The sequence below is a fragment of the Venatorbacter sp. C2-1 genome, assembly GCF_022832715.1.
In the GTDB taxonomy this organism is placed as follows: domain Bacteria; phylum Pseudomonadota; class Gammaproteobacteria; order Pseudomonadales; family Oceanobacteraceae; genus Venatoribacter; species Venatoribacter alkanivorans.
This window is the reverse complement of sequence record NZ_CP094879.1, coordinates 2749284-2772218: the sequence shown is the minus strand read 5'-3', so window position 1 is coordinate 2772218 and position 22935 is coordinate 2749284. Positions and strand designations below refer to the sequence as shown.

The window sequence follows — 22935 nt, the reverse complement described above, 5'->3', positions numbered from 1 at the left end:
TTTTCAGTCTCTTTGGGAGGATGTCAGGTGGATATCAATAATTCCTCGTCCGGTTATCAGAACCTGCTGGCGATGTTGGGTAAAAACGTTGCTTCAACAACCGGTGCGCTGAATGGCGACAGCAGCCAGACAGCTGAAAGTAGTGAGGCAGCTGCGGCCGGTCAGGCCAGGTCTGCGGCTGCAGGCCAGATCAATACCGACAGCAGTGATAAAGTCTCTTTTTCCTATCGCGCAGAAAAACTCAGCCGCATCAGTGCAGAGTTTTTTTCCGGCACTATTAATTCCAGCCAGATTCCGGCGCTGACCCAGCGCTTGTATGAAGATGGCTTTTTATCCAACAGTGATTTTCAGGCGCTGGGTGGGCAAACACAGCAGGTATCAGCCATTGCCGAGGCTTCCAATTTTCTTAACAGTTTTATTCTGAACGAAGCCGTGGATGGTGACAGCGAAGCCGCCAAATCATTACTGAATGTTGTGGATGTGATTGGCCGTATGGATGAACGTGCCACACCAGCTCAGCGCCGCGCCGAAACCGAAGCATTTGACTACGTTGCCAACTACACTGATCTGCTGAAAGAGGCGGGAGCACCGGACGATATAGTGGCCGGTTTCGAGAATGTTCTCGATGTTCTGACCGCACTCGATACCGTCCGCAAAAATGAGCAATCGACAGGTGCACTGGCCAGTTATGCCAGCGTTCAGGAAGCATACAATGACCTTTATTCCGATGAGAATTGATGTACGTAATATCGGCACTGTAGTGGCAGGCTGCCTGTGCAGCTGGGCTGCTGCAGCTAATGGCCTGTACTGGGCCAATGAAGGGCCGGCGGCACCGGAAAACGGTGCCGGAACAGAATTTGGCCGCAGCGAGCTGAGCCTGACACTGCCACTGGAGTACAAAAAACGCGGAGCAGAGCAGGTTTCATCATCATTTCATCTGGATATGAGTAAATTCCGCTGGAGCGGCACCACCGCCTTACAAAACGATTATTTCTGGATTTCTTTACCATTGGAGTATCGTCAGAAGCGTGGCAAAAATGCCGAGTTTTTATTACGTGCAGAGCCGGGCTTTATGACCGATTTTAATGTCCTTGACAGCGAGAGCCTGGCGATGAATGCCGATCTGATTGGTCGCATTTACCGTCGCAGCGGTGCGTTCTGGCAGTTCGGTCTTACTGTTAATCGTGAGTTCGGTGACTTTAACCCGCGTCCGGTAATCGGTATGGCAACTAAAGCAACACGCGACACCGAAGTGTTACTGGGTTTTCCGCAAACCAGAATCCAGACACGCTGGAGCAACGATTTATCGTCCTATGTGCATTTGCGTCCGGCCGGTGGTGTCTGGGTTGAAGAAGTGAAAGATCAGACCGGTACGTTTAAGGCAAATTACACTAACTGGAAGCTTGGACTGGGTGGTGAATTTCACTGGCGCGGTGCTTTATGGCTGACAGCAGAGCTGGGCCAGATGCGTCATCGCCGTATTGTGGCAACCGATACCACCGGCGTGCAGGTAAAAGCCACACCAGCCGATGACCGCTACTGGCAGGCCGGTATCGAATTACGTTACTGATGCTGGCGATCAACGGATAGTGAAGAAGCCCGGATTCCCGGGCTTTTTTGTATCTGCCAGAAGGTGGCAGCAGGGAAAATTGATCTGCCAGGACTGTTTACAGAGGGGCGCACTCTGTTTTTCTGCCGCATGCTGGCCACTGGTTTATCGTCGTGTGTCTGTTATTGTCGCGGCTCTGTTATTGTCGCGTTTCTGTCATCGTCGTGCGTTGTCAGATCTTTTAATCATGACGTTGCATCTGCTCAGGAAAAAATATGGATAATAATGTGCAAAAAAACGGAACGGCGTCCTGGCTGCATAAACATGGGCGTTCACTACTGGTGGTGTTCATCCTGATGCTGTTATTTCTGCATTTTGTCGTGGGCTTTCATCATATTCCAACGCACTGGGAAAGCTTCCGGATTAATGTGCTGCATCTGGGCGGAGAAGAGTTTTCAGATCTGGATAATGTACCGGAAGCCCGCAATGAAAACGATAATGCCGACTCTGCCTGGGCTGAAAATTCGGCATCAGCACAGGATTTTACCGTCGCTGTTGATGCTCCTGAGGTCCGTTATCCATTCGACATCAATAAAATCATCGATCCGGAGCGTAAAGCTGAAGAAATTAAGGCAATACAGGCGGAACATTTTGAACGACTTGAAATTGCTGATGATTACCCGATTGATGAAAATGCCCAGAGTGGACTGATTCGTCTGACTGAGGGTTTACTGCTGGATGTCATCCGTGAACAGGGCTTAACCATCCGGTTGGGAACCTGTTACAACAATCCACGGACCGATGGTAACTACCGCTGCATCAGCTGTATGGTGCTGTTATACGACGATATGGTTAACCGCTACCAGGAGGCGCCGGAAGGTATTAACTTTATGAAGCCTGCTTACGATTTTTGCCGGCCTTCAGAGGGGGCGTTATGGCAGGCAAGGGATCTGACGATGAATATCCCCTACGACTATGCATTGTTTAAACGCTACAGCGTGAAAGATAAAGAGCGGCTATAACGCCGCTCTTTTTTATGTGCCTATGAATGCCAGTGCCACAGCTGTCAGTGTAGAAAAATTGTTGCAGCTATCAGCGCAGAAACAGTGCTGCTGAATCGTCGTTAAAATAAAAGGTATTCAGCAGCCACTTATCTTTTGGCTTGTAAAAAATAAAATGCCAGGTCATCAGGTGGCGTTCAAATTTTTGCAAGAATATATATTTAACCAGAGTGTCGCCGATCAGCTCTTTGGATACAAAATCGTAGCCTAAGGATTTGCCATAATGTTGATCCATTACCGGCAGTTGCGAGCTGACATTATTCATCTGCGCGTTAAATTCCGCTTCTGAAAACATGACATAAGGTTTTAACAGGGCCAGGCCTTTGAGCATGGCGTTATTACCGACATCGGTCATGACCGCCTCAGCCAGTTCTTTGGTTTTTTCTATTGATGCCAGCGATCTGGCTTCAGCGAAAGCCTGCAGTGGCAGCAGTGCGGAAAGGAAAAACAGGATTCTTATCATGAGGAGGTCTCTGCTGGAGTATTGGCCCGGAAATACGCCGGGAAGCGCTGCAGAGGAAATCGTCAGAACGAAGCGACAGAACGGCTACATGAGGTCAGCGATCCGGAGGGGTTGCTGCATTCCTTTGCCTGACGGAGGCTAATGCAGGTAGGCTTCAGGCACAATCGTCAGTATTGGACGCCGGAAGTATCTGGCCCGAAAGGACAGAAATTTGGTGTCCTTTCGGGGTACCGGCAGGTTTATTCCTTATCGGTGGTTTTGTCTGCGACGTCAGGAGCGTTATTCATTTCTGCTGTTGTCGCTTTCGGCTGTTTGTTTTTCTGTTGCTTTGCCCAGCGGATCATCCACTCCTGCAACACATCCAGCGGCAGTGCTCCCTGGCTGAGAAGGGCGGAATGGAAACCGGCAAGATCAAAGCGGCTGCCAAGAATGTCTTTTACCTGCTGGCGAATCGACAGAATACGTAATTCACCCATCTTGTAAGAGGTGGCCTGCCCCGGCATCACCAGATAGCGGTTAACGGCCGCTTGGCTGTCGGCACGCGAAAACGGTGTATTTTCCAGGCGGAAATTAATCGCCTGTTCACGGCTCCAGCCTTTGGCGTGCAGGCCGGTATCCAGTACCAGACGCATGGCGCGCCACAGTTCCATAATCAGGCGTCCGTATTCTTCTTCTGCCGATTCGTAAGCGCCCATTTCGGCGGCCAGTTTTTCGGCATACAAAGCCCAGCCTTCGCTGAAGGCGCTGTAACTGAGATTACGGCGGAAATCCGGCAGCTGTTCATTTTCCTGGGTCAGGGCAATCTGCATATGGTGACCCGGCAGGGCTTCATGGAAGGCAAGCGCCGCCAGACGGTAGCGTGGCAGGTCGTTCATACGCGCCGGATTGACGTAATAAATACCGGGACGGGTGCCGTCCATCGACGGTGACTCATAGAAAGCGATAGGGGCATTGCTCTGGCGATAGTCTTCCACCGCTTTAACCACGATCGGGCTGACCGGCAGGCGGGTAAAAAAGTAGGGCAGGCGTTCGGCCATCTGCCGCACTTTATTTTTCTGATAGCCAATAAATTCATCCCGTCCCTGCTGGTCATCGGGGAAACGGTAGCTGCGTTCTTCCATCCACTGAAAAAAGTCGCGTAACTGCTGCTGACTGTTACTGCCTTCGGCTGGCTGATAGCCGAGGGCCGGCATCAGGGCAATGATTTCCTGCTGAATGCGGGTAACTTCGGTCAGCCCCAGCTGGTGAATACGGTCGGCATCAAACTGGCTGTTGGTGTAATGCGCCAGCAGCAGCTGGTAGTAACGCAGGCCATCGGTCAGGTTAAGCGCTGCCTGATGCTGCGGTGCGCGTTGCTTCTGCTCGCGTACCAGTGCCAGCATATTGCGGTAGGCCGGTAATACATCCTGCAGCAGTGCTGAACGGGCTTTGCGCTCCAGTAACTTGCGGCTGGATGGGTACAGATTCAGCTGGTCGAGCTTGCTGTTGAAGTCGGCCCACAGTGGTGAGGCGTCCGGGCCGTTATCAAAAGGAATGCCTTTGATAATGGCTTCCATACTGCTCTCGACGGCCGGGTAAACAAAGGCCGGCGGAATAATGCCGTCTTCTTCCGCAGCGCGGATATTCTCGCCCCAGCGCTTGAATAATGCCGGCACCGCTTCCAGCCGGCTGATGTAATCGCGGGCTTCGGGCACGCTGCTGATCGGGTGGTTATTGATTAATACATCCACCACCAGTGTATGCCAGCCGCCCATCTGGCTGAAGGCGTACTGGTGATGTTCAAACGGCACCATTAACAGGCTGAATTCCAGATCTGACAACAGGGTGCGGTAGCTGGCCTGATGGTCGGCTGACAGCGCTTCTTCATCGATGGCGTGCAGGCGGCTGCGCAGGTCCTGATAAAACGCGACCTGCTGCTCCCGTGCCTCAGGAGAAATATCGTCCCAGTCAAACTGGCCGCTGATGCCCAGCTGGCTGCGCAGTACCGGGCTCTGTTCCACCGCAAATTGGTAATACTCATTAAACAACTCATCGGCAGCGGCGTTTGCCTGTTGTTGTTGTTCCTGACTGTAAACCGTTGCCTGAGTATCAGTATCTGGCTTTGGCAGCATGGCCTGACAGCCAGCGAGAACGAGCAGACAGGAAAGAGTGACGGGGCGGAGTAACGAATGTTTCAACACGGTTTTGACTCTGAAAAATGGCGCGGCCGAGTGTAACAGCCACAAGGGCAGGGGTTAAAGAGGAGGGCGGAAGGGGAGCCTTAAAGGGCCGCTTTATTCACAGCATAGGGTGTGCCGTGTGCGCCGTGTTACTCTAACGCCGTATTTCAGAAAGGAGTAACCCATGCGCTGGTTGGTATTGTTAACAGGTTTGCTGGTGTCGCCGCTTTGGGCGCTGGATGCTTTTCCACAGGCGGGTCTGCTGGAAGACAAAACACAGGATGTCAGTAATTACCGTCTGGTTATTTCAGAACTGAAGCGCAATCAGGCCACCACCTATGGTGAGCATGAACGCCGTCTGAAAGGTACGCTCTGGCGCCGGGTCTGGGCGGTGGAAGACCGGGTGCCGCTGGATACAGTGATTAATCATTACGCGCAGCAGCTGAACGACAGTCGGGTGATTTATCAATGCCGTGCCCTTGATTGCGGCAGCAACCCATTCTGGGCCAATGAAATATTTCATAACGCCCGTCTGGGCGGACGTGAACAGAATCAGTTTTATATGGTGGCGCTGAAAGAGCAGGAAGGGAGTAAGGAGAAAAAACTCTACGTTCTCTATGTTATCGAGCGTGGCTCAAAGCAGGTGATGGTGAATCTGGATGTGCTGACCACCCGCGATGCTGTGCAGGAAAGAGCGGATATGAATGTGCTGATTCAGCAGGCACTGGTCAGCAGTCATGGCTGGCTGCCGGGGCTGGTGGTCGAAAATGGCCAGATTAATGAACAGCAGAGCAGTGCGCTGATTGCGTATCTGAAAAATCTTACCCCGGGGATGAAACGCCGTTTATATCTGCTGGTCCATTGCTACGACGCCAGTCATATGAATGACAATATTCAGTGTTCTGAGCGTCTGGCCGAGCAGCTGCAACAGGCGACTTTTGACGGTCAGTATGAACTGAATATTGATGGTCATGGCGCACTGACGCCAGCGCCGGACAACAGCCTGCAGCCGGCTTTACGTTTTATATTCTGGCCAGGGAGATAAGCATGAAAAAAACAGTAGCGCTGGCACTTGGCAGTGGTGCGGCCCGTGGTTACACCCATATCGGTGTGATTGATGCGCTGGAAGCGCGGGGTTATGACATCGTCATGGTGTCCGGTTGTTCGATGGGGGCGGTGGTCGGTGGTTTTTATTGCGCCGGTCAGCTGGATGTTTACCGTAACTGGGTGTGCGGTCTGAAATATCTGGATGTGCTGAAGCTGGTGGATCTGAGTCTGTTATCCGGTGGCGTTATCCGTGGCGACCGGGTGTTTAACATCATCAGTGAAATGCTCAACGGCCGTAACATTGAAGACCTGCCGATTCCCTTTACGGCGGTTGCCACCGATCTGACCAATAAAAAAGAAATCTGGTTTCAGCGTGGTTCGCTGCAGGATGCGGTGCGGGCATCGGCGGCTATTCCCAGTCTGCTGACCCCGGTGGCGAACAATGGCCGTATGCTGGTGGATGGCGCGGTGCTGAATCCGCTGCCGATTACACCCTGTGTGTCCGCCCATGCTGATTTTATTATTGCCGTGGATCTGAACGCTGAAGTGCCGGTACCGCAGGAGCTGGTACACGATCCGGAAAGCGAGCGCAAAGAAAAGCAGGACTGGTTCAACACGCTGGTGGATAAGGCCAGTCAGTGGTTTGAAAACAAAAGCAATGCGCGCAAAGAAGCGAATGACAGCCTCGGCAAACTGGATATTCTGAACCAGGTGTTTGAGGTGATGTCAGCATCGCTGACTCAGTACAAAATTGCCGGTTACCCGCCGGATCTGCTGATCAAAATCCCGCTGAACTGCTGTGAGGTCTACGAGTTTTACCGTGCCGAAGAAATGATCGCGCTGGGTCGTCATATTGCCGATCAGGCGCTGGATGCGTTCGAGGCCGGTAACAGCAGCCTGTATGGCCAGCGTATGGGCTGAAGGCCCTGGGTCAGGCAGCGAATCGTACGGTGGAAAGATGCCCTAAGCCGGCAAAATAGGTAAACTAGCGCACTTTCTGCCCGATTCATCTCACAGAGCTTTTCTTTTATGGATTTACAGCATCACGCCGAATGTGCCGTTGATGAACTTAACACCCTGCAGGATGTGATCCGCTGGTCGGTCAGCCGTATGTCAGAGGCTGGTATTTACTATGGTCACGGCACTGATAATCCCTGGGATGAAGCTTTGTTACTGGTTACCCACGCCCTGCATCTGCCGTGGAATCTGGCCAACGAATGGCGCAACGCGCAGCTGACCCGGACAGAGCGTCAGGCGGCGATTGAGCTGATTCTTACCCGTATTGAACAGCGCGTACCGGCCCCTTACTTAACCGGCGTGGCCTGGTTCTGTAATCTGCCTTTTGTGGTGGATGAGCGGGTGCTTATTCCACGTTCGCCGATCGGTCAGATGATTGATCAGGGCTTTGCGCCCTGGTGGCAGGGCCATACGCTGGACGGTCAGCCGCAGCCACAGCGTATTATGGATCTGTGCACCGGCAGTGGTTGTATCGGTATCGCTATGGCGAAAAAATTCCCGCAGGCCGAGGTTGAGCTGCTCGATCTGTCGTTCGAGGCGCTGGAAGTTGCCGATGAAAATATTCAGCGTCACCAGCTGGAAGACCGGGTGATGGCACTGCAGTCGGATCTGTTTGCTGCCGCCAGCGGCAAATACGACCTGATTGTGTCCAATCCGCCTTATGTCGATGCCGATGATATGAGCTGCCTGCCGGAGGAATATCACCACGAGCCGGAACTGGCGCTGGCAGCCGGGGAAGATGGCCTCGATCTGGTGCGCATCATGTTAAAAGAAGCCCGCCAGTATCTGACCGATGATGGTCTGCTGGTGGTGGAAGTCGGTAACAGCTGGCCGGCTCTGGCCGCGGCATATCCGCAGTTACCTTTTGTCTGGCCGGAGTTTGAACATGGCGGACACGGCGTGTTTGTGCTGCAGGCGCGCGACTTAGATCTACTGAATTAGATTTATTGAATTAATAGACGGCCGCCTGACCGGCCCTGAAATAAGAGACTGATTATGTCCGGAAATACCTTTGGCAAAAGTTTCACCGTGACCACCGCCGGTGAAAGTCATGGCCTGGCGCTGGTGGCTGTCGTTGATGGCTGCCCTCCGGGTATTGAACTGAGTGAGGCCGATCTTCAGCTTGATCTTGATCGCCGTAAGCCCGGCACCTCACGCTATACCACCCAGCGTCGTGAAGACGATGTGGTGAAAATCCTGTCCGGCGTGTTTGAAGGCAAAACCACGGGCACACCGATTGGCCTGCTGATCGAGAACACTGACCAGCGTTCGAAAGATTACGCCGACATCGCCAAGACCTTCCGTCCGGCCCACGCCGATTACGCCTACACGCAGAAATACGGTTTCCGTGATTACCGTGGCGGTGGCCGTTCGTCAGCCCGCGAAACCGCAATGCGTGTGGCGGCGGGTGCTATTGCCAAGAAAGTGCTGGCAGCGAAAGGCATTCAGGTGCGTGGTTACTTAAGCCAGCTGGGGCCGATCAAAATCGAACAGTTCGATTGGGATCAGGTGGAGCAGAACCCGTTCTTCAGCCCGGATGCCTCTAAAGTGGCCGAAATGGAAACCTACATGAACGCGCTGCGTAAAGAAGGTAATTCCGTTGGTGCGAAAATATCTGTGGTGGCGACCGGTCTGTTCCCGGGCCTGGGTGAGCCGATTTTTGATCGCCTGGATGCCGAGCTGGCCCATGCGCTGATGAGCATTAATGCGGTAAAAGGCGTTGAAATTGGCGATGGCTTTGCCTGTGTTGAGCAGAAAGGCACCGAGCACCGTGATGAAATGACGCCGGAAGGCTTCTTAAGCAACCATGCCGGTGGTGTGCTGGGTGGTATTTCCACCGGTCAGGACATCATTGCACATATCGCGCTGAAGCCGACCTCCAGCCTGATCATTCCGGGCCGTTCCATTGATTCCGATGGCAACCCGATTGAAGTGATCACCAAAGGTCGTCACGACCCTTGTGTGGGCATCCGTGCCACGCCGATTGCCGAAGCGATGATGGCGATGGTGCTGTGTGATCATCTGTTGCGTCATCGTGGCCAGAACGCCGATGTGCACTGCACAACACCGGTGATTGCCGCTGAGGCAAAACAGTAAAATGAAGGGCCGGCTCTGCCGGCCTTTTTTGTATAACCGCACTTCAGGCATGAGGCTGAGCGTTCAACGCCATGATGTCTTCCGCTTTGCCGTTTAAACGGCTCTCTTTCTTTTACGCCCTGTATTTCGCCCTGTTGGGTTGTATCGCTCCTTATTGGGGGTTATTCCTGCAGAACCGCAGTTTTAATCCGGAGCAGATCGGTCAGCTGATGGCCTGCTTCGGGCTGGTACGAATTCTTGCACCGAATCTCTGGGCTTACTGGAGCCGTTATTTCCGTACGCCAATGCAGATGGTGCGCTGGGCCGGGATGCTGACCATGCTGTGCTTCTCGCTGATCTGGTGGGCTGACAGCTTTGTCAGCATGGCGGCGGTTATGATTCTGTACGGTTTTTTCTGGGCTGCCATGCTGCCACAGTACGAAGCCATGACATTACAGCACTGTGGCACGCAGGCTGATATCTATGGCCGTATCCGTATGTGGGGCTCTATCGGTTTTGTGCTGGTGGTTTTGGGCGCTGGTTATTTATTCGAGTGGATTTCCGTTGGCTGGTTGCCGCTGCTGATGCTGAGTCTGATGGCACTGATCGGTATTAACAGTCTGACCTTGCCGGAACCTGCTGAAGGGCATCCGCAGCCGGCGCCGTCAGGACAATTTTTAAATTTATTAAAATCACGTCCGGTGCAGGTGTTTATTCTGATGAATATTCTGCTGCAGATCAGTCATGGTCCTTATTACACATTTTTCAGTATTTACCTTGAAAATCATGGATATAAACCAGCTGAGATCGGTTTGCTGTGGTCACTTGGGGTTATTGCTGAGGTTTTTTTATTCTGGAAATTTCACCGATTGGTCAGCTTTTTCAGCTGGCGGACCTGGGTCGTATTAAGTTTATTAATTACAGCGGTACGCTGGACACTGATTGGCAGTCTGGTGGATTTCTGGGGCTGGCTGTTGCTGGCACAGCTGGGACATGCGTTCAGCTTCGCGGCTATGCATGCTGTTTCCATGCGTTATATTCAGCATTTATTTCCGCGGCCACTGCAGGGGCGGGCACAGGCGATGTATTCCAGTGTCGGCTTTGGCATCGGCGGTGCGCTTGGCGCCTGGTTAAGCGGCAGCCTGTGGTTGTCTTTGGGTGGCAGTCAGGTCTTTTTTCTGGCTACACTGGCAGCGTTACTGGGGGCTTTTGTCGCCTGGAAAGGACTTGATGAGAAGGAATGCTGACGGCAATATTTTTTAACAGTACGCTATAAAAATAAATCATAGAACGACAGGGAATAAATAATGAAAATTAATGTCACTTTTGATCTTACGCCGGAAGAATTTCGTCGGGTAATGGGACTGCCGGATGTACAGGAGTTCCAGAAAGAACTTTTTGCCAGCATGCTGGAAAAAATGAAATCCGGCGAAGACGGCTACGATGCCATGAGTTTGTATCAGCCAATGTTTAACGAAGGCATGAATGCAATGGGACAGTTTCAGAAAATGATGCTGAGCATGATGTCGGGTGCATCTTCTTCTGATAAAGAGAACAGTTAGAATTTAAAGTGAATGCTCTAGGGCAATTGGCGCCAGCCTTTGGCCTCATTGTTAAGTGCTTTAAAAATCGATCATGATAAAGGCTGATATTAATCAAGAAATTTATCGTTGAATGCGCTGCTGTCATTTAAGTGTAAGATAAAATGCCCTAGTATGGATTCACCCCAACTGCTATTAGACTTTTGAAGGAGCAAGACTATGCAAGAGAATATTCTTAATGCATTCGCTGAGCAGGCTAAAACCATGTACGCACCCATGGCGAAATTTAACAGTCTGTTTGTCGACAACATGGAAAAAATGACGGAGTTCCAACTGAACGCCATCAAATCATATGCAGACCTGGGTCTGGAGCAGATGAAAAAAGCTGCTGAAGTGAAAGATGCAGAAAGCATGCGTTCTTTTACTGCTAACCAGGCGGAAACTGCTTCGGCACTGAACAAAAAAGTGATGGAAGATGCCAAGGCATTTTCTGACATGGCGATGGAATTCAAAACTCAGATCGAATCCATCATGGAAGAAGCCCGCTCAACTGCAGCGGCTACCACCACCACCGCTAAGCCAGCTGCTGCTAAACCTAAATCAGCTGCCTGATCTCGTCTGATGTCAGAGGCCACCTTCGGGTGGCCTTTTTTGCTCAATCGTTTCTGAATGCAGGTGATACATGAATATGCCAATGGAAAGCATAGAAACAGCCGTTAGTGATTTTTATGATATGGCCAGCCGGGCAGCCGAGCAGTACGGACGTCTGCTGGAAAAGGCGGTTAACCAGCCAACCACGGCTGATGATCCGGCAGCATCTGTGCTGACCGATTTCAGCGAAGCCTTCCGTGAGCTGGGCGAGCACATGCTGGAGAACCCGGGCAAGCTGATGAGTTACCAGATGGATCTGCTGAAAAAACAGCAGGAACTGTATCAGCACACGGCTTTGCGCTTTTTAGGGAAAGACGCTGATCCGGTAGTCACACCGGATAAAAGCGATAAGCGCTTCAAAGATGCACAGTGGAGCGAGAATCCGCTGTTCGATTACATCAAACAACTCTATCTGTTACAGGGCAATACCCTGATGCAGATGGTCAAAGATACCGACGGACTGAGCGAGCATGCGCACCAGAAAGTTGAGTATTTTGTTCGCCAGTACGTCAATGCCCTGGCGCCTACCAATTTTGCCGCACTGAACCCTGAGGTCATCCGTAAAACACTGGAAAGTGGTGGTGCCAATCTTTATGCCGGTATGGAACAGCTGGGTGAAGATCTGGAGGCCAGTGTAAAAGGGGCGCTGAACGTTGCCATGACTGACACCAGTGCGTTTCAGGTTGGCCGCAATTTGGCGACCACTCCGGGCAAAGTGGTGTATCAGAATGACCTGATTCAACTGATCCAGTACACACCAACAACGGAAAAAACGTATAAGCGTCCGCTGCTGGTTATTCCGCCATTTATTAACAAGTATTACATTCTTGATCTGCGCGAGAGTAATTCGTACCTGAAATGGCTGGTTGATCAGGGACATACGGTGTTCTGTATTTCCTGGATTAATCCGGGGCCGTCGCTGCGCGATAAAGGTTTCGACAACTATATGCTCGAAGGCCCTATCGCGGCACTGGACGCCATTGAGCAGGCTACCGGTGAGAAAGAAGTTAACGCCATCGGTTATTGTCTGGGCGGTACTTTGCTGGCAGCCACGCTGGCTTACCTGAAGAAAAAGAAACAGGAGCCGATTAAGTCTGCAACCTTTCTGGCGACCCTGACCGATTTTTCCCAACCGGGAGAGATTGGCGTCTTTATCAATGAGACGGCAATTTCGGCGCTGGAAAAACAGATGAATTTACTCGGGTATTACGACGGCCGGCAAATGGCTTTCAGTTTTAATACTCTGCGGGAAAATGATCTGTTCTGGTCGTTCTTTATTAACAACTATCTGAAAGGTGAGCGCCCGGCGGCTTTTGATCTGTTGTACTGGAATACCGACAGCACCAACCTGCCGGCGGCGATGCATTCTTTCTACCTGCGTAATATGTACCTGGAAAATAAACTGGTGCAGAAAAATGCACTGGAACTGGATGGCGAGAAAATCGATCTGAGTGCGATCAGCATTCCGACCTATTTCCTTTCTACCGCTCAGGATCATATTGCTCTGTGGCAGGGAACCTATAAAGGTCCGCTGCTGATGGGTGGTAAAAACCGCTTTGTGCTGGGTGGCTCAGGCCATATCGCCGGGGTTGTTAATCCTCCTTCAGCCAATAAATATGGCTACTGGACGAACGAAGCTCTGCCTCAGGATCCGGAAGAGTGGTACCGCAATGCAGAGCAGCATGAAGGTTCGTGGTGGCTTGACTGGCAGCAGTGGGCAACCGCTCAGGGCGGCTCTGAGCAGACCGACGCACGTGAGCCTGGAAGCGGTAAGCTCGGTATTATCGAAGATGCTCCGGGGCGTTATGTTAAACAACGCATCATTGATGTGCTGACTAAGTAATCAGCCCTGATTACTGGCTCACAAAAACGGCGCTTCGGCGCCGTTTTTGTTTTTCCATAATTCCGCTATGATGGCCGCAGCATTCAGTTGTAAGGATTTTGCGTGTCACAATTCGATCAGGAATCCATCGTCTACGGCGTGATCCGCCATATACCGGCTACCGATGAGTTCAGTGCCCGTCTTCACCGCCGCGCCAACTGGAGTGCCATTCAGTCATTGCCCTTAGGTGTTGATGATGACTGGTCACTGTTGTGCCGGGAGATGTTCTCCATGCCCGGTGATGATGTGTTCAGTGGCACTTACCACACTCAGCTGATTCACTTTGCTGCTTCCTATAAGGCGGTGGAGTATGAGTGGGAACAGTGGCTGCGTCAGTTCGAGGCTTTGCTGAAAAGCATGTACTGGGTGTCGGCCACCGTGCACCTGGAAACCGAGCTGTCCGGTAAGCACACTTTTAACTGGAACGCCGACCAGGGCCATGTGCCTTCAGATGCCGATCTGCGCATGAGCTGTGAGTGGGAGAGGGAGGCAGGTTTTGCCATCTGATTCCCTCCCGCCCGATGATCACAACTACGCCCGTACTTCTGATAGCGAAGAGGCTCCTTACGGTGAAGATGCGCCGCAGGAAGGCGTTCTGGTAATTCCTTACCAACAGCTGAGTGCTGAGGCGCTGGACGGCATTCTGGAAGACTTTGTCTGCCGTGAAGGCACAGATTACGGCGATTACGACGTCAGCCTGGAAGATAAAAAAGCTCAGGTTAAAGCCCAGTTAGCTGATGGCAGTGCTATGCTTTTGTTTGACCCCGTCCAACAGACCTGCCACATTGAAATGACCCGCGTATTACGCAGTCATGGCTGGTCTGGTGGTGACTATGGATGACCTTAAACAGCAACAACTGAAACGACGCCTGCGCACGGCGATTGGCGAGATTGATGAGATGAAAGCCCAGTTGGCTGAAGTCCGCCGCTGCTGTGCTGAGCTGGCCGCCGCTATGCGCCAGATCCGCGAAGATGCTGAACAGGCAAAACTGGAAGCTGAGCGGCGTAAGCGTATCAAACGCGTTGTCTGATCTTTCCGGCTCAGCCCTGAGCCAGTTCCGGCGGCAATTTGCGCCGCACCATATCCCGCAGTAAAAACCGTCCCGGCCATAAGGCTTCGGCCACATCCAGTGCCACAGGCAGCGGAGCCCCCAGCATTTGTTGCACCAGCAGCTCGGCACAGAGCGGAGCCGAAGCCAGCCCACGTGAACCATGACCGATATTCAGCCATAGCCCCGGATACTGCGGTGCTGCTTTGGCCGGAATGCGCTTGGCGTTACGCACCAGCCCGCTGAAGCGATGCACAAACCCGCGGCTCTCTGGCACCGCTCCGACCATGGGCAAATAATCGGGAGTGGTGCAGCGGAAGCCAACCCGGCCGCCGAGAATCAGCTTCATGCCCTGCTGCTTATTCAGATCCTGCCATTGCGGGCCGAAATCCGGCAGATGATCAAGGTTGGTCTGATGGTCACTGTCACGCAGCTGAGTGTCATCATCCCGCAGGTTATAGGTGGCTCCCAGACACAGCCGGCCATTACGAGCTGGCGCGATATAGCTGCGGCCGCAGAGTACGGTATGCAGTGCAGGAGTCTGTGCTGGGTTTAAATAACTGAGCTGGCCGCGGATGCGCTTCAGTGGCAGATACGCCTCAGGCAGCAGGTTTGTGGCCGCATTGGCGCAGGCCAGTACCAGCTGGCTGCTTTGCAGGATGGTGCCGTTGCTGCACTGAATCTGCCAGCCCTGTGGGATTTGTTGCAGCGTGCTGACCTGACGTTGTGTGAAGCGGATATTCGTGTGTTGCAGCAGAGTCCGGCATAAATCTGCCGGGCTGACCCAGCCTGCCTGTGGGAAAAACAGACCGCCGCTCTGTTGCGGGGCTCCGGCAATTTTCCCCGCCTGGGTCTGGTCCAGCGGCTGTACCAGAGCCTCGGGCAGGCTGCGGGTCTGGCTGAATTTCAGCTGGCGCTGGGCCTCTTTATCATCGTAAGCCAGCTGCAGTACGCCGCATTGTGACCAGTAGGGGTTATCCGCGTCAGCGGCGCCTAAATAGCGGCGCATATAGGGCAGAGCATACTGAAAGGCGGCCAGATAAAAATCGGTATGAATGGCGTTGTCGCCGGCCGCGAGTTTTACATAGAGCCCGCCCTGAGGGTTGCCGGAGGCCTGCTGGGCAATACCTGCAGCATCTATGACATGTACCTTCAGACCACGTTCGGCCAGCGCTCTGGCGGTGGTGGCTCCGGCCAGTCCGGCGCCGATGACAACAATCTCTGCGTCATCGGCTTGTGTGTTCTGTTGCAGCAACCAGGGTTTGTGCAGAAAGCAGGGCGCCAGCTCTGGTCCCTGACGGCGGTTAAAGCTGCCGGCCAGCATCTCGCGTTTACGGCCGTAACCGGGCACCCGCTTCACGTTAAAGCCTGCACCCAGCAGGCCACGGCGGACAATGCCTGCCGAGGTGAAGGTGGCGACCGTGGCGGGCTGTTCTCCCTGATATTGGTCTGGCTGGCGCTGGCTTAAGCGGCGCATACCGCTGAATAATTCTTCTGACCACATTTGTGGATTTTTTGAGGGTGCAAAGCCATCCAGATACCAGGCATGCACCGGGCCGCTTAATTGCGGCAGAGCCTCTTTGACATCGGCAAAAATCAGCGTCAGGGATATACGTTCTTCCGGCCAGACCAGACGATGGAAACCGGCAACCGGCAACGGATACTGGGCAAACAGCTGGGCGCTCAGTTCATTGAGTTGCGGCCACAATGCCAGTGCCTGTTGCAGTTGGCTGAGCGTCAGCGGGAATTTTTCAATGCTGGTGAAATGCAGCCAGGCGCTGTCGTGTTTGCTGCTCTGGCGCCAGCTTTCCCAGGTCATCAGGAAATTCAGTCCGGTGCCGAATCCGGTTTCAACAATGCTGAAATCGCCTTGCCAGCCAGACCAGCGCGGTGGCAAACCGTTGTGCTGTAAAAAAACATAGCGGCTTTCTTCCAGACCGTTATCCACGGAAAAATACGGATCATCAAATTCACGCGAGAGTGGCAGGCCGTCGTCATTCCACAGCAGGTCGGGTGCAGAGGGGGCCTGATTGCTGCTGGGAGTGTCAGGCGCTGGCTGATGGCTGGCCGGCTGGTCGGAAGAGATGGAAGACACAGATATTCTCAGAATGGGTGAGTATAAACGCCGCTATTTTACCGTCAGTACACTGCAGACAAAAAGCACAGCGCTCACGTATGATCCGCCCATGATAACCGAAATTTTCGCCATTATGGCGCCTGTACTGGTCTGTGCCGCCATCGGCTTTTTCTGGGCGCGCCAGGGCTATGCGTTTGATCCGGAATTTATTTCCCGCCTGGTGCTGAATGTTGCAGCGCCCTGTCTGATGCTGTCGGTACTGGGCTCTGTTGAAATCGATATTATGGCTTTTCAGCGCACCGCGCTGGCCTGTGTGCTGGTGGCCGCGTTGATGGCGGTTCTGGGCATCCTGGTTACGCGCCTTCTGGGCGATGATGTACGCGCTTATCTGCCATCTTTTGTCTTTCCTAATGTCGGCAACATGGGGTTGCCGGTATGTCTGCTGGCTTTCGGACAGGAAGGTCTGGCACTGGCGCTGGCATTTTTTATGGTGCTGTCTGTTGCGCATTTTCCGGCCGGGATTTTGCTGGCAGGCGGACGTCAGGCCGGTGGTCTTGCCGGGCTGGCTAAAATGCCAATTTTATATGCCATTGTGATTGCATTGCTGTTGTTATGGGCGGATTGGACGTTACCGGCTGCGGTGCAGAATTCGGTGCGTTTAATCGGTGGTATGACGATTCCGTTAATGCTGATTACCCTGGGTGTTTCGTTGCAGCGCCTGCAGGTCCGGCAGTGGCGTCAGGCCCTGCTTTACAGCCTGTTACGGATATTCGGTGGTCTGGCAGTGGGGTTGCTGGTAGTGAGTGTGCTGGATCTTTCCGGAACGGAAAAAGGCGTTGTGCTGTTGCAGGCATCCATGCCGGTTGCGGTGTTCAATTATTTATTTGCGGAGCGCTACCAGCGTGCTCCGGAAGCGGTGGCCGGAATGGTGGTGATGTCGACACTGCTCTCATTCATCACGATTCCGGCACTGCTCTGGTGGCTGCTTTAATCAGGCCTTACTGAGCTTCTGCTGCTTCCGCTTTATTGTCGTCGCTGATCACGCTGACGGATTCAATCAGGATGCTCTCGCGCGGAATATCGCGGGCGCCGGTTGGGCTGGTGGCGATGCTGTCGACCACATCCATGCCTTTCACGACCTTACCGAACACGGCATAACCGAAATCCCGCGCACCGTGATCGAGGAAGCTGTTGTCTTTTACATTAATAAAAAACTGGCTGGTGGCGCTGTCGATAACGCTGGTACGTGCCATGGCGATACTGCCGCGGGTATTTTTCAGGCCGTTTTCTGCTTCATTTTTAATCGGTGGCAGTGTGGCTTTCTGGCGCATATCGGCACTGAAACCACCGCCCTGGATCATAAAGTCACGGATCACGCGGTGAAAAATGGTGCCGTCGTAGTGCTTGCTTTCAACATAGGTTAAAAAATTATCAACGCTGAGGGGTGCTTTGCTGCGGTCCAGTTCCAGCTCGATATCGCCGGCGCTGGTTTTCATCAGAACATGAACATTATCGGCGCTTTCTTCGGCCTGCAGACTCAGAGGTGCGAGCAGCACCGACAGGCTCAGGGCAGCACTTTGCAGGGTTGTTTTTATCAGACGTTGCATTAATGATCTCCGCAAGAAAAGTATCCGGTTTAGTACCGGAATTCGTTAAATGGTTCATATAGGGTCAGGCTTGTGGCTAAAGCTAAAGTAAGAATCGTATTTTGTGAAGGCTGTAAATGGGCTTTGCGTTCTGGCTGGTATGCGCAGGAACTGTTTTCGACCTTTCACGGCAAGCTTGCAGCCATCGAACTGGTGGTTGGCGACTCCGGGCAATTTCAGGTCTGGGCAAATGATCAGTGCCTGTGGGACCGTAAAGAGCAGGGCGGTTTCCCGGAAATTGCCGAATTGAAGCGCCTGCTGCGCGACTGCATTGCCCCGGAGGCGTCGCTGGGGCATTGCGATCTGGACAGTGGTGGAGATTAAAAGCCCAGACAGCAATAAAACGGGAAACAATGAAACGGAAAGCAATAAAAAAGGGAGCAAAGTGCTCCCTCTTTTATGACGGTGGTTTTTATGACCAGCCGCTGCTGCGTTTGCCACGGATAGACGGCAGAATCAGACCCGCCAGAATACCGATAATGACCAGGCCACCGCCGTATAGAATAAAGGTCTGCTGACGGTTATCCTGCAGCTGGGCATTTTCCGCAGTCAGTGCTTCTACCTGAATTTCCAGCTCCTGATTGCGCATGGTCAGCTTCTTCGATTTTTCATCCAGTGCCAGGGCATTGGCTGAGATACTTTTAATGCGTTCCAGTTCTTTTTCCAGATCGCTGTTCTCACGGCCAAGGCCGGAACGGTCGCTTTTCAGCTTCTCAACTTCGCTCTGGAATTCAGCGCGCTGGGTTTTGGTGGTTTCCAGTTCAGCTTTTACTTTTTCCAGTTCACGGTTGGCCAGGATTAATTTTTCTTTGGCAATGGGTTCCATTTCGAGAAAACGGGTCAGTACGTAACCTTCAACCCCTTTGTCGGTCTGTACTTTGGTGTAACCGGTTTCTGCATCTTCTTCGATAAATATCAGATGTTCACCGCTTGGTAACGCTTTCAGAATGCGGAATTCCTGGCTGGGGCCGGAGCGCAGTTGCAGCCACAGAGTGTCGGTAACGTAGCGTTTTTCAACGGCAGCAGCCGTGGCAGCAGTGGCCAGCAGGGAGAGGGCAATCAGAAATTTTTTCACAGCATATACCTTTTTATTTTTTCCGTTCAGGGAAGGACTTTACGGAACGGTTTAACCGTTACCTGCTGGTAAACACCAGCGCTGACATAAGGATCGGCATCGGCCCAGGCCTGAGCATCTGCAAGAGACGCAAACTCGGCCACTACCAGGCTGCCAGTGAAGCCGGCACTGCCAGGATCTTCGCTGTCGATGGCGGGGTGCGGGCCAGCAATCAGCAGACGGCCGGCGGCGGTTAAATCCTGCAGGCGCTGCAGGTGAGCCGGGCGTACTGACAGGCGTTTTTCCAGACTGTCAGGCACATCCTGACTGATAATGGCGTACCACATGCTTACTGCTCCTCTTTATTCATGTAGCGGTATAAAAACAGCGACTGACCGATAATAAACAGGACGGTCAGCCCCAGCAAACCGAAGAGTTTGAAGTCAACCCAGATATCTTCAGAGAAGGTGTAGGCGACGTATAAATTGGCGATACCACTTAAGACAAAAAAAGCCACCCAGGCGTAATTCAGTCGCGCCCAGATATCGGCAGGCAGGGTAACGGCCTGTTCCATCATGCGCTGCAGCAGGGATTTTTTCATAAACCACTGACTGCCGAGAAAGGCTGCAGCAAACAGCCAGTTAACGATGGTTGGCTTCCACATAATAAAGGCCTGATCGCGCAGCAACAGGGTCGCACCGCCAAGAATGACGACTAAGGCGAGGGTGACCAGGTGCATATTTTCCACCTTACCGGTGGTGGCGCGGATATACAGAACCTGCAGAATCGTGGCCGGAATTAAAACGGCGGTGGCCAGCAGCATCGGCATTTCATTAAACAGGGTGATGTATTCGTCAGACAGATAAGGCGCCAATTGCCCGGTCAGCTCGGGAGCCCACTTATAAACCAGAAAGAAAAGGACGATGGGCAGGTAGTCGAGAAGTAACTTCATTCGCTTAGTGGCTTCAGTGTCATTACAATGGGGCGATTATGGCGTAACCAGGAGTGAGCGTCCACGTGAACTCAGAAATCGATCTTCATTGCCACAGCACCGCTTCCGACGGCAAATTACCGGCGGCTGAACTGGTTGCGCGGGCGGCGGAGCGCGGCGTAAAAACCCTGGCGATCACCGATCACGATACCGCCGAAGGCTATCGTCAGGGGCAGGCTGCAGCGCAGGAACTGGGCGTGCGGTTGATTCCCGGTATTGAGCTGTCCTGTATCTGGGGCGGTGTCACGATTCATATTGTCGGCCTTAATTTTGATCCGGAGTCGGCGGCTATGCGTGCCGCTGAGCAGTCTCAGACCGAAGCGCGCAGCAGTCGTTCCCAGCTGATTGCCGAACGGGTCGGCAAACGTCTTAAACACGATATTAATCTGCAGGAAGTGCAGGCCTATGCCGGTGGAGAATCGGTGGGGCGTCCGCATTTTGCCCAGTATCTGATCGATAAAGGGCTGGTGCCGTCAATGGCCGTTGCCTTTAATAAATACCTCGGTGCCGGTAAACCCGGTGATGTCAAAGCCAGCTGGCCGGAAATGGTCACCGTGGTGCAGTGGATTATTGCGGCCGGTGGTATCCCGGTAATGGCCCACGCGCATCTTTATAATATGACCCGCACCAAGCTGCGTGCCTGTCTGGCCGACTTTGTCGAGGCTGGTGGTCGTGGTCTGGAAGTGGCGTATGGTCAGATGGATAACAACCAGCGCGGTCAGATGGCGGTGTTGGCGCGTGAATTTGAGTTGCTGGGTTCCTGCGGCAGCGATTTCCATGGTCCGAACCGCTTCGGACTTGATCTGGGCGTGATGCCGGCCTTTCCGGCGGATGTTACCCCTGTATGGCAGAGCTGGGCCTGATCGGGCACAGCATAATTCCCTGACATAGCGAATGTTGTGCGTGGGTTAAGGAGCTTTAGTGAGCCAATTTTTCCAGATTCACCCTGATAATCCTCAGGCGCGGCTGATCAAGCAGGCCGCAGAAATTATCCGTAATGGCGGCCTGGCTGTGATTCCGACCGATTGTGCCTATGCGCTGGCCTGTCGTATCGGCGATAAAAAAACCACCGACCGGGTACAGCGTTTACGGCAATTGCCGCCGAAGCATAATTTCACCCTGCTGTGCCGCGATCTGTCCGAGTTGTCACTGTTTGCCAAGGTGGATAACACCAAATACCGCATGCTCAAGGCGCATACGCCCGGTGCTTTTACCTTTATTCTGGAAGCCACGCGCGAAGTGCCGCGCCTTCTGATGCATCCGAAAAAGCGCACTATCGGCATCCGTGTACCCAATAACCCGATCGCCATGGCGCTGCTGGAAGAAATGAACGAACCGCTGATGACCACCTCGCTGATTATGCCTGGTGATGAGCTGCCGCTGTCGGACCCTTACGATATCCGTCAGTCGCTGGAACATGAGCTGGAGCTGGTAATTGACGGCGGTCACTGTGGCTTCGAGGCCACCACCGTGATCGATATGACCGATGAAATACCGGTCGTGCTGCGTCAGGGCGTCGGCGACGCCAGCGATTTTCTCTGACCTGCGCCTCTGACCCACCGCTATTCGTGTTTAAGGAGACTGAAACGCGCCGCTAAAACCGGTATGATGGCGCGTTTTCAGATTCAGAATTTCACCAAGCAGGGCAGTATGAGCAAGCAGCGTGTATTAACCGGTATTACAACCACAGGCACCCCGCATCTGGGTAACTATGTTGGCGCTATCCGTCCGGCCATTGCCGCCAGCCAGGATCAGGCTAACGATACGTTTTATTTCCTCGCCGATTATCATGCCCTGATCAAGTGTCAGGACCCGGCGGCTGTGCACCAGTCGACCATGGAAATTGCCGCCACCTGGCTGGCTCTGGGTCTGGATACCGATAATTCAGTGTTCTATCGCCAGTCCGATATCCGCGAAATTCCGGAACTGAGCTGGATTCTGAACTGTGTCTGCGCCAAAGGTCTGATGAACCGCGCCCATGCTTATAAAGCTGCAGTGGATGCTAATCTGGCCGAAAACGAAGACGCCGACAAAGCCATCACCATGGGTCTGTTCAGCTACCCGGTATTAATGGCTGCCGATATTCTGATGTTTAACGCCAACAAAGTACCGGTCGGCAAAGATCAGATTCAGCACGTCGAAATGGCGCGCGATATCGCCGGCCGTTTTAACCATATTTACTGCAAAAAAGAGCCGTTACTGAGTCTGCCGGATTATCAGGTTGATGATCAGGTGTCGGTACTGCAGGGGCTGGACGGCCGTAAAATGAGCAAAAGTTACGGCAACACCATTCCGCTGTTTTTAACCGAGAAGCAGCTGCAGAAGCACATCAACAAAATCAAAACCAACCTGCTGGAACCGGGTGAGCCAAAAGATCCGGATTCCTCGACCGTATTCCAGATCTGGCAGGCATTTGCCACACCAGAGCAGACTGCTGAAATGCGTCAGGCATTTGCCGAGGGTATTGGCTGGGGCGATGCCAAGAAGCAGCTGTTTACTCTGATCAACGCTGAAATCGGCGAAGCGCGTGAACGCTACAACGACCTGCTGGCACGTCCGGCAGACATCGAAGCCGAACTGCAGAAAGGTGCTGCCAAAGCCCGTGCCATCAGCCAGCCGCTGCTGGAGCAGGTACGTGAAGCCGTTGGCATCTTTAAGCTGGCCTGATATCT

General features: G+C 53.1%; 26 protein-coding genes. 19 read left to right on the top strand and 7 right to left on the bottom strand.

The genetic code is table 11. The annotated features are described in order from the left end of the window. Window positions 1–27 precede the first annotated feature (27 nt). The 3 genes from MT343_RS12400 to MT343_RS12390 all read left to right on the top strand — a co-directional run bounded on the left by MT343_RS12400 (window position 28) and on the right by MT343_RS12390 (window position 2571). Window positions 28–738, top strand: a complete 711-nt coding sequence (locus MT343_RS12400; protein WP_145470155.1) for a hypothetical protein — start codon at window positions 28–30, stop codon at window positions 736–738. Beyond that, on the top strand, window positions 713–1570 hold the full coding sequence (locus MT343_RS12395) for a hypothetical protein (protein WP_145470157.1): 858 nt from the start codon (window positions 713–715) through the stop codon (window positions 1568–1570). The genes MT343_RS12400 and MT343_RS12395 overlap by 26 nt, the downstream gene beginning before the upstream one ends. A 254-nt stretch (window positions 1571–1824) precedes the next feature. Further along, complete coding sequence (locus MT343_RS12390; RefSeq protein WP_145470159.1) at window positions 1825–2571, top strand: hypothetical protein; 747 nt, start codon at window positions 1825–1827, stop codon at window positions 2569–2571. Between the two features lie 70 nt (window positions 2572–2641). Here the strand turns inward: MT343_RS12390 and MT343_RS12385 are convergent, their stop codons facing one another. Both MT343_RS12385 and MT343_RS12380 read right to left on the bottom strand, forming a co-directional pair. Then, the gene (locus MT343_RS12385; protein WP_145470161.1) at window positions 2642–3073 is read right to left on the bottom strand and encodes a hypothetical protein; all 432 of its coding nucleotides are present in this window, start codon (window positions 3071–3073) and stop codon (window positions 2642–2644) included. Between the two features lie 239 nt (window positions 3074–3312). Further along, a complete protein-coding gene (locus MT343_RS12380; RefSeq protein WP_145470163.1) occupies window positions 3313–5184 on the bottom strand; it encodes a DUF885 domain-containing protein in 1872 nt (623 codons plus the stop codon). A 232-nt stretch (window positions 5185–5416) separates the two neighbouring features. Between MT343_RS12380 and MT343_RS12375 the strand changes: the two genes are divergently transcribed. The 11 genes from MT343_RS12375 to MT343_RS12325 all read left to right on the top strand — a co-directional run bounded on the left by MT343_RS12375 (window position 5417) and on the right by MT343_RS12325 (window position 14477). Further along, complete coding sequence (locus MT343_RS12375; RefSeq protein ID WP_145470165.1) at window positions 5417–6277, top strand: DUF4892 domain-containing protein; 861 nt, start codon at window positions 5417–5419, stop codon at window positions 6275–6277. 2 nt (window positions 6278–6279) lie between these two features. Further along, window positions 6280–7200, top strand: a complete 921-nt coding sequence (locus tag MT343_RS12370; protein ID WP_145470166.1) for a patatin-like phospholipase family protein — start codon at window positions 6280–6282, stop codon at window positions 7198–7200. Between the two features lie 108 nt (window positions 7201–7308). Beyond that, window positions 7309–8238, top strand: a complete 930-nt coding sequence (prmB, locus tag MT343_RS12365; protein ID WP_145470168.1) for a 50S ribosomal protein L3 N(5)-glutamine methyltransferase — start codon at window positions 7309–7311, stop codon at window positions 8236–8238. 54 nt (window positions 8239–8292) lie between these two features. Beyond that, window positions 8293–9393, top strand: a complete 1101-nt coding sequence (gene aroC, locus MT343_RS12360) for a chorismate synthase (protein WP_145470169.1) — start codon at window positions 8293–8295, stop codon at window positions 9391–9393. A gap of 71 nt (window positions 9394–9464) precedes the next feature. Further along, window positions 9465–10619: an MFS transporter gene (locus MT343_RS12355; protein WP_145470171.1), complete on the top strand. Its 1155-nt coding sequence runs from the start codon at window positions 9465–9467 to the stop codon at window positions 10617–10619. Between the two features lie 60 nt (window positions 10620–10679). After that, window positions 10680–10934 carry a DUF6489 family protein gene (locus tag MT343_RS12350; protein WP_145470173.1) on the top strand — a complete coding sequence of 85 codons (255 nt, stop codon included), beginning with the start codon at window positions 10680–10682 and terminating at the stop codon, window positions 10932–10934. A gap of 198 nt (window positions 10935–11132) precedes the next feature. Beyond that, window positions 11133–11525: a phasin family protein gene (locus tag MT343_RS12345; RefSeq protein ID WP_145470175.1), complete on the top strand. Its 393-nt coding sequence runs from the start codon at window positions 11133–11135 to the stop codon at window positions 11523–11525. A gap of 70 nt (window positions 11526–11595) precedes the next feature. Continuing rightward, a complete protein-coding gene (phaC, locus tag MT343_RS12340; RefSeq protein WP_145470177.1) occupies window positions 11596–13407 on the top strand; it encodes a class I poly(R)-hydroxyalkanoic acid synthase in 1812 nt (603 codons plus the stop codon). Between the two features lie 102 nt (window positions 13408–13509). After that, window positions 13510–13953: a hypothetical protein gene (locus MT343_RS12335; RefSeq protein WP_145470179.1), complete on the top strand. Its 444-nt coding sequence runs from the start codon at window positions 13510–13512 to the stop codon at window positions 13951–13953. Continuing rightward, complete coding sequence (locus tag MT343_RS12330) at window positions 13943–14287, top strand: YheU family protein (protein ID WP_243989394.1); 345 nt, start codon at window positions 13943–13945, stop codon at window positions 14285–14287. The genes MT343_RS12335 and MT343_RS12330 overlap by 11 nt, the downstream gene beginning before the upstream one ends. Further along, window positions 14280–14477, top strand: coding sequence for a hypothetical protein (locus tag MT343_RS12325; protein WP_145470181.1), 198 nt, complete (start codon window positions 14280–14282; stop codon window positions 14475–14477). The genes MT343_RS12330 and MT343_RS12325 overlap by 8 nt, the downstream gene beginning before the upstream one ends. A 10-nt stretch (window positions 14478–14487) precedes the next feature. On the opposite strand, the gene mnmC is transcribed toward MT343_RS12325, so the two are convergent. Then, entirely contained in the window at window positions 14488–16590 is a 2103-nt protein-coding gene (gene mnmC / locus MT343_RS12320; RefSeq protein WP_186435999.1) for a bifunctional tRNA (5-methylaminomethyl-2-thiouridine)(34)-methyltransferase MnmD/FAD-dependent 5-carboxymethylaminomethyl-2-thiouridine(34) oxidoreductase MnmC, read from the bottom strand. Window positions 16591–16681: 91 nt separating this feature from the next. On the opposite strand from mnmC, the gene MT343_RS12315 reads away from it, so the two are divergent. Further along, window positions 16682–17563: an AEC family transporter gene (locus tag MT343_RS12315; RefSeq protein WP_145470185.1), complete on the top strand. Its 882-nt coding sequence runs from the start codon at window positions 16682–16684 to the stop codon at window positions 17561–17563. 7 nt (window positions 17564–17570) lie between these two features. Here MT343_RS12315 and MT343_RS12310 read toward each other — a convergent pair whose 3' ends face one another. Then, entirely contained in the window at window positions 17571–18179 is a 609-nt protein-coding gene (locus MT343_RS12310) for a peptidylprolyl isomerase (protein WP_145470186.1), read from the bottom strand. 72 nt (window positions 18180–18251) lie between these two features. Between MT343_RS12310 and MT343_RS12305 the strand changes: the two genes are divergently transcribed. After that, complete coding sequence (locus MT343_RS12305; protein ID WP_145470188.1) at window positions 18252–18542, top strand: SelT/SelW/SelH family protein; 291 nt, start codon at window positions 18252–18254, stop codon at window positions 18540–18542. An 88-nt stretch (window positions 18543–18630) separates the two neighbouring features. On the opposite strand, the gene MT343_RS12300 is transcribed toward MT343_RS12305, so the two are convergent. The 3 genes from MT343_RS12300 to MT343_RS12290 are packed head-to-tail and all read right to left on the bottom strand — an operon-like array spanning window position 18631 to window position 20224. Beyond that, window positions 18631–19293 (bottom strand): TIGR04211 family SH3 domain-containing protein, encoded by a 663-nt coding sequence (locus MT343_RS12300; protein WP_186436000.1) that lies wholly within the window; start codon window positions 19291–19293, stop codon window positions 18631–18633. A gap of 26 nt (window positions 19294–19319) precedes the next feature. Beyond that, window positions 19320–19619 (bottom strand): YciI family protein, encoded by a 300-nt coding sequence (locus MT343_RS12295; protein ID WP_145470192.1) that lies wholly within the window; start codon window positions 19617–19619, stop codon window positions 19320–19322. 2 nt (window positions 19620–19621) lie between these two features. Continuing rightward, on the bottom strand, window positions 19622–20224 hold the full coding sequence (locus tag MT343_RS12290; RefSeq protein ID WP_145470193.1) for a septation protein A: 603 nt from the start codon (window positions 20222–20224) through the stop codon (window positions 19622–19624). 65 nt (window positions 20225–20289) lie between these two features. Between MT343_RS12290 and MT343_RS12285 the strand changes: the two genes are divergently transcribed. The 3 genes from MT343_RS12285 (at window position 20290) to trpS (ending at window position 22930) form a co-directional block, all read left to right on the top strand. Next, the gene (locus MT343_RS12285) at window positions 20290–21126 is read left to right on the top strand and encodes a PHP domain-containing protein (RefSeq protein WP_243989393.1); all 837 of its coding nucleotides are present in this window, start codon (window positions 20290–20292) and stop codon (window positions 21124–21126) included. A 58-nt stretch (window positions 21127–21184) separates the two neighbouring features. Further along, entirely contained in the window at window positions 21185–21805 is a 621-nt protein-coding gene (locus MT343_RS12280) for an L-threonylcarbamoyladenylate synthase (RefSeq protein WP_145470195.1), read from the top strand. Between the two features lie 108 nt (window positions 21806–21913). Then, window positions 21914–22930 carry a tryptophan--tRNA ligase gene (gene trpS, locus MT343_RS12275; RefSeq protein ID WP_145470197.1) on the top strand — a complete coding sequence of 339 codons (1017 nt, stop codon included), beginning with the start codon at window positions 21914–21916 and terminating at the stop codon, window positions 22928–22930. Window positions 22931–22935 lie beyond the last annotated feature (5 nt).

Excerpts from the sequence above, each read along its gene's own strand:
- trpS (WP_145470197.1), top strand. The coding sequence starts at position 21,914 with ATGAGCAAGCAGCGTGTATTAACCGGTATTACAACCACAGGCACCCCG.
- MT343_RS12310 (WP_145470186.1), bottom strand. The coding sequence starts at position 18,179 with ATGCAACGTCTGATAAAAACAACCCTGCAAAGTGCTGCCCTGAGCCTG.
- MT343_RS12350 (WP_145470173.1), top strand. The coding sequence starts at position 10,680 with ATGAAAATTAATGTCACTTTTGATCTTACGCCGGAAGAATTTCGTCGG.
- MT343_RS12395 (WP_145470157.1), top strand. The coding sequence starts at position 713 with ATGACCTTTATTCCGATGAGAATTGATGTACGTAATATCGGCACTGTA.
- MT343_RS12385 (WP_145470161.1), bottom strand. The coding sequence starts at position 3,073 with ATGATAAGAATCCTGTTTTTCCTTTCCGCACTGCTGCCACTGCAGGCT.
- MT343_RS12295 (WP_145470192.1), bottom strand. The coding sequence starts at position 19,619 with ATGTGGTACGCCATTATCAGTCAGGATGTGCCTGACAGTCTGGAAAAA.
- MT343_RS12345 (WP_145470175.1), top strand. The coding sequence starts at position 11,133 with ATGCAAGAGAATATTCTTAATGCATTCGCTGAGCAGGCTAAAACCATG.
- MT343_RS12370 (WP_145470166.1), top strand. The coding sequence starts at position 6,280 with ATGAAAAAAACAGTAGCGCTGGCACTTGGCAGTGGTGCGGCCCGTGGT.
- MT343_RS12375 (WP_145470165.1), top strand. The coding sequence starts at position 5,417 with ATGCGCTGGTTGGTATTGTTAACAGGTTTGCTGGTGTCGCCGCTTTGG.
- phaC (WP_145470177.1), top strand. The coding sequence starts at position 11,596 with ATGAATATGCCAATGGAAAGCATAGAAACAGCCGTTAGTGATTTTTAT.
- MT343_RS12290 (WP_145470193.1), bottom strand. The coding sequence starts at position 20,224 with ATGAAGTTACTTCTCGACTACCTGCCCATCGTCCTTTTCTTTCTGGTT.
- MT343_RS12390 (WP_145470159.1), top strand. The coding sequence starts at position 1,825 with ATGGATAATAATGTGCAAAAAAACGGAACGGCGTCCTGGCTGCATAAA.
- MT343_RS12325 (WP_145470181.1), top strand. The coding sequence starts at position 14,280 with ATGGATGACCTTAAACAGCAACAACTGAAACGACGCCTGCGCACGGCG.
- aroC (WP_145470169.1), top strand. The coding sequence starts at position 8,293 with ATGTCCGGAAATACCTTTGGCAAAAGTTTCACCGTGACCACCGCCGGT.
- MT343_RS12380 (WP_145470163.1), bottom strand. The coding sequence starts at position 5,184 with ATGCTGCCAAAGCCAGATACTGATACTCAGGCAACGGTTTACAGTCAG.
- MT343_RS12355 (WP_145470171.1), top strand. The coding sequence starts at position 9,465 with ATGATGTCTTCCGCTTTGCCGTTTAAACGGCTCTCTTTCTTTTACGCC.
- prmB (WP_145470168.1), top strand. The coding sequence starts at position 7,309 with ATGGATTTACAGCATCACGCCGAATGTGCCGTTGATGAACTTAACACC.
- MT343_RS12315 (WP_145470185.1), top strand. The coding sequence starts at position 16,682 with ATGATAACCGAAATTTTCGCCATTATGGCGCCTGTACTGGTCTGTGCC.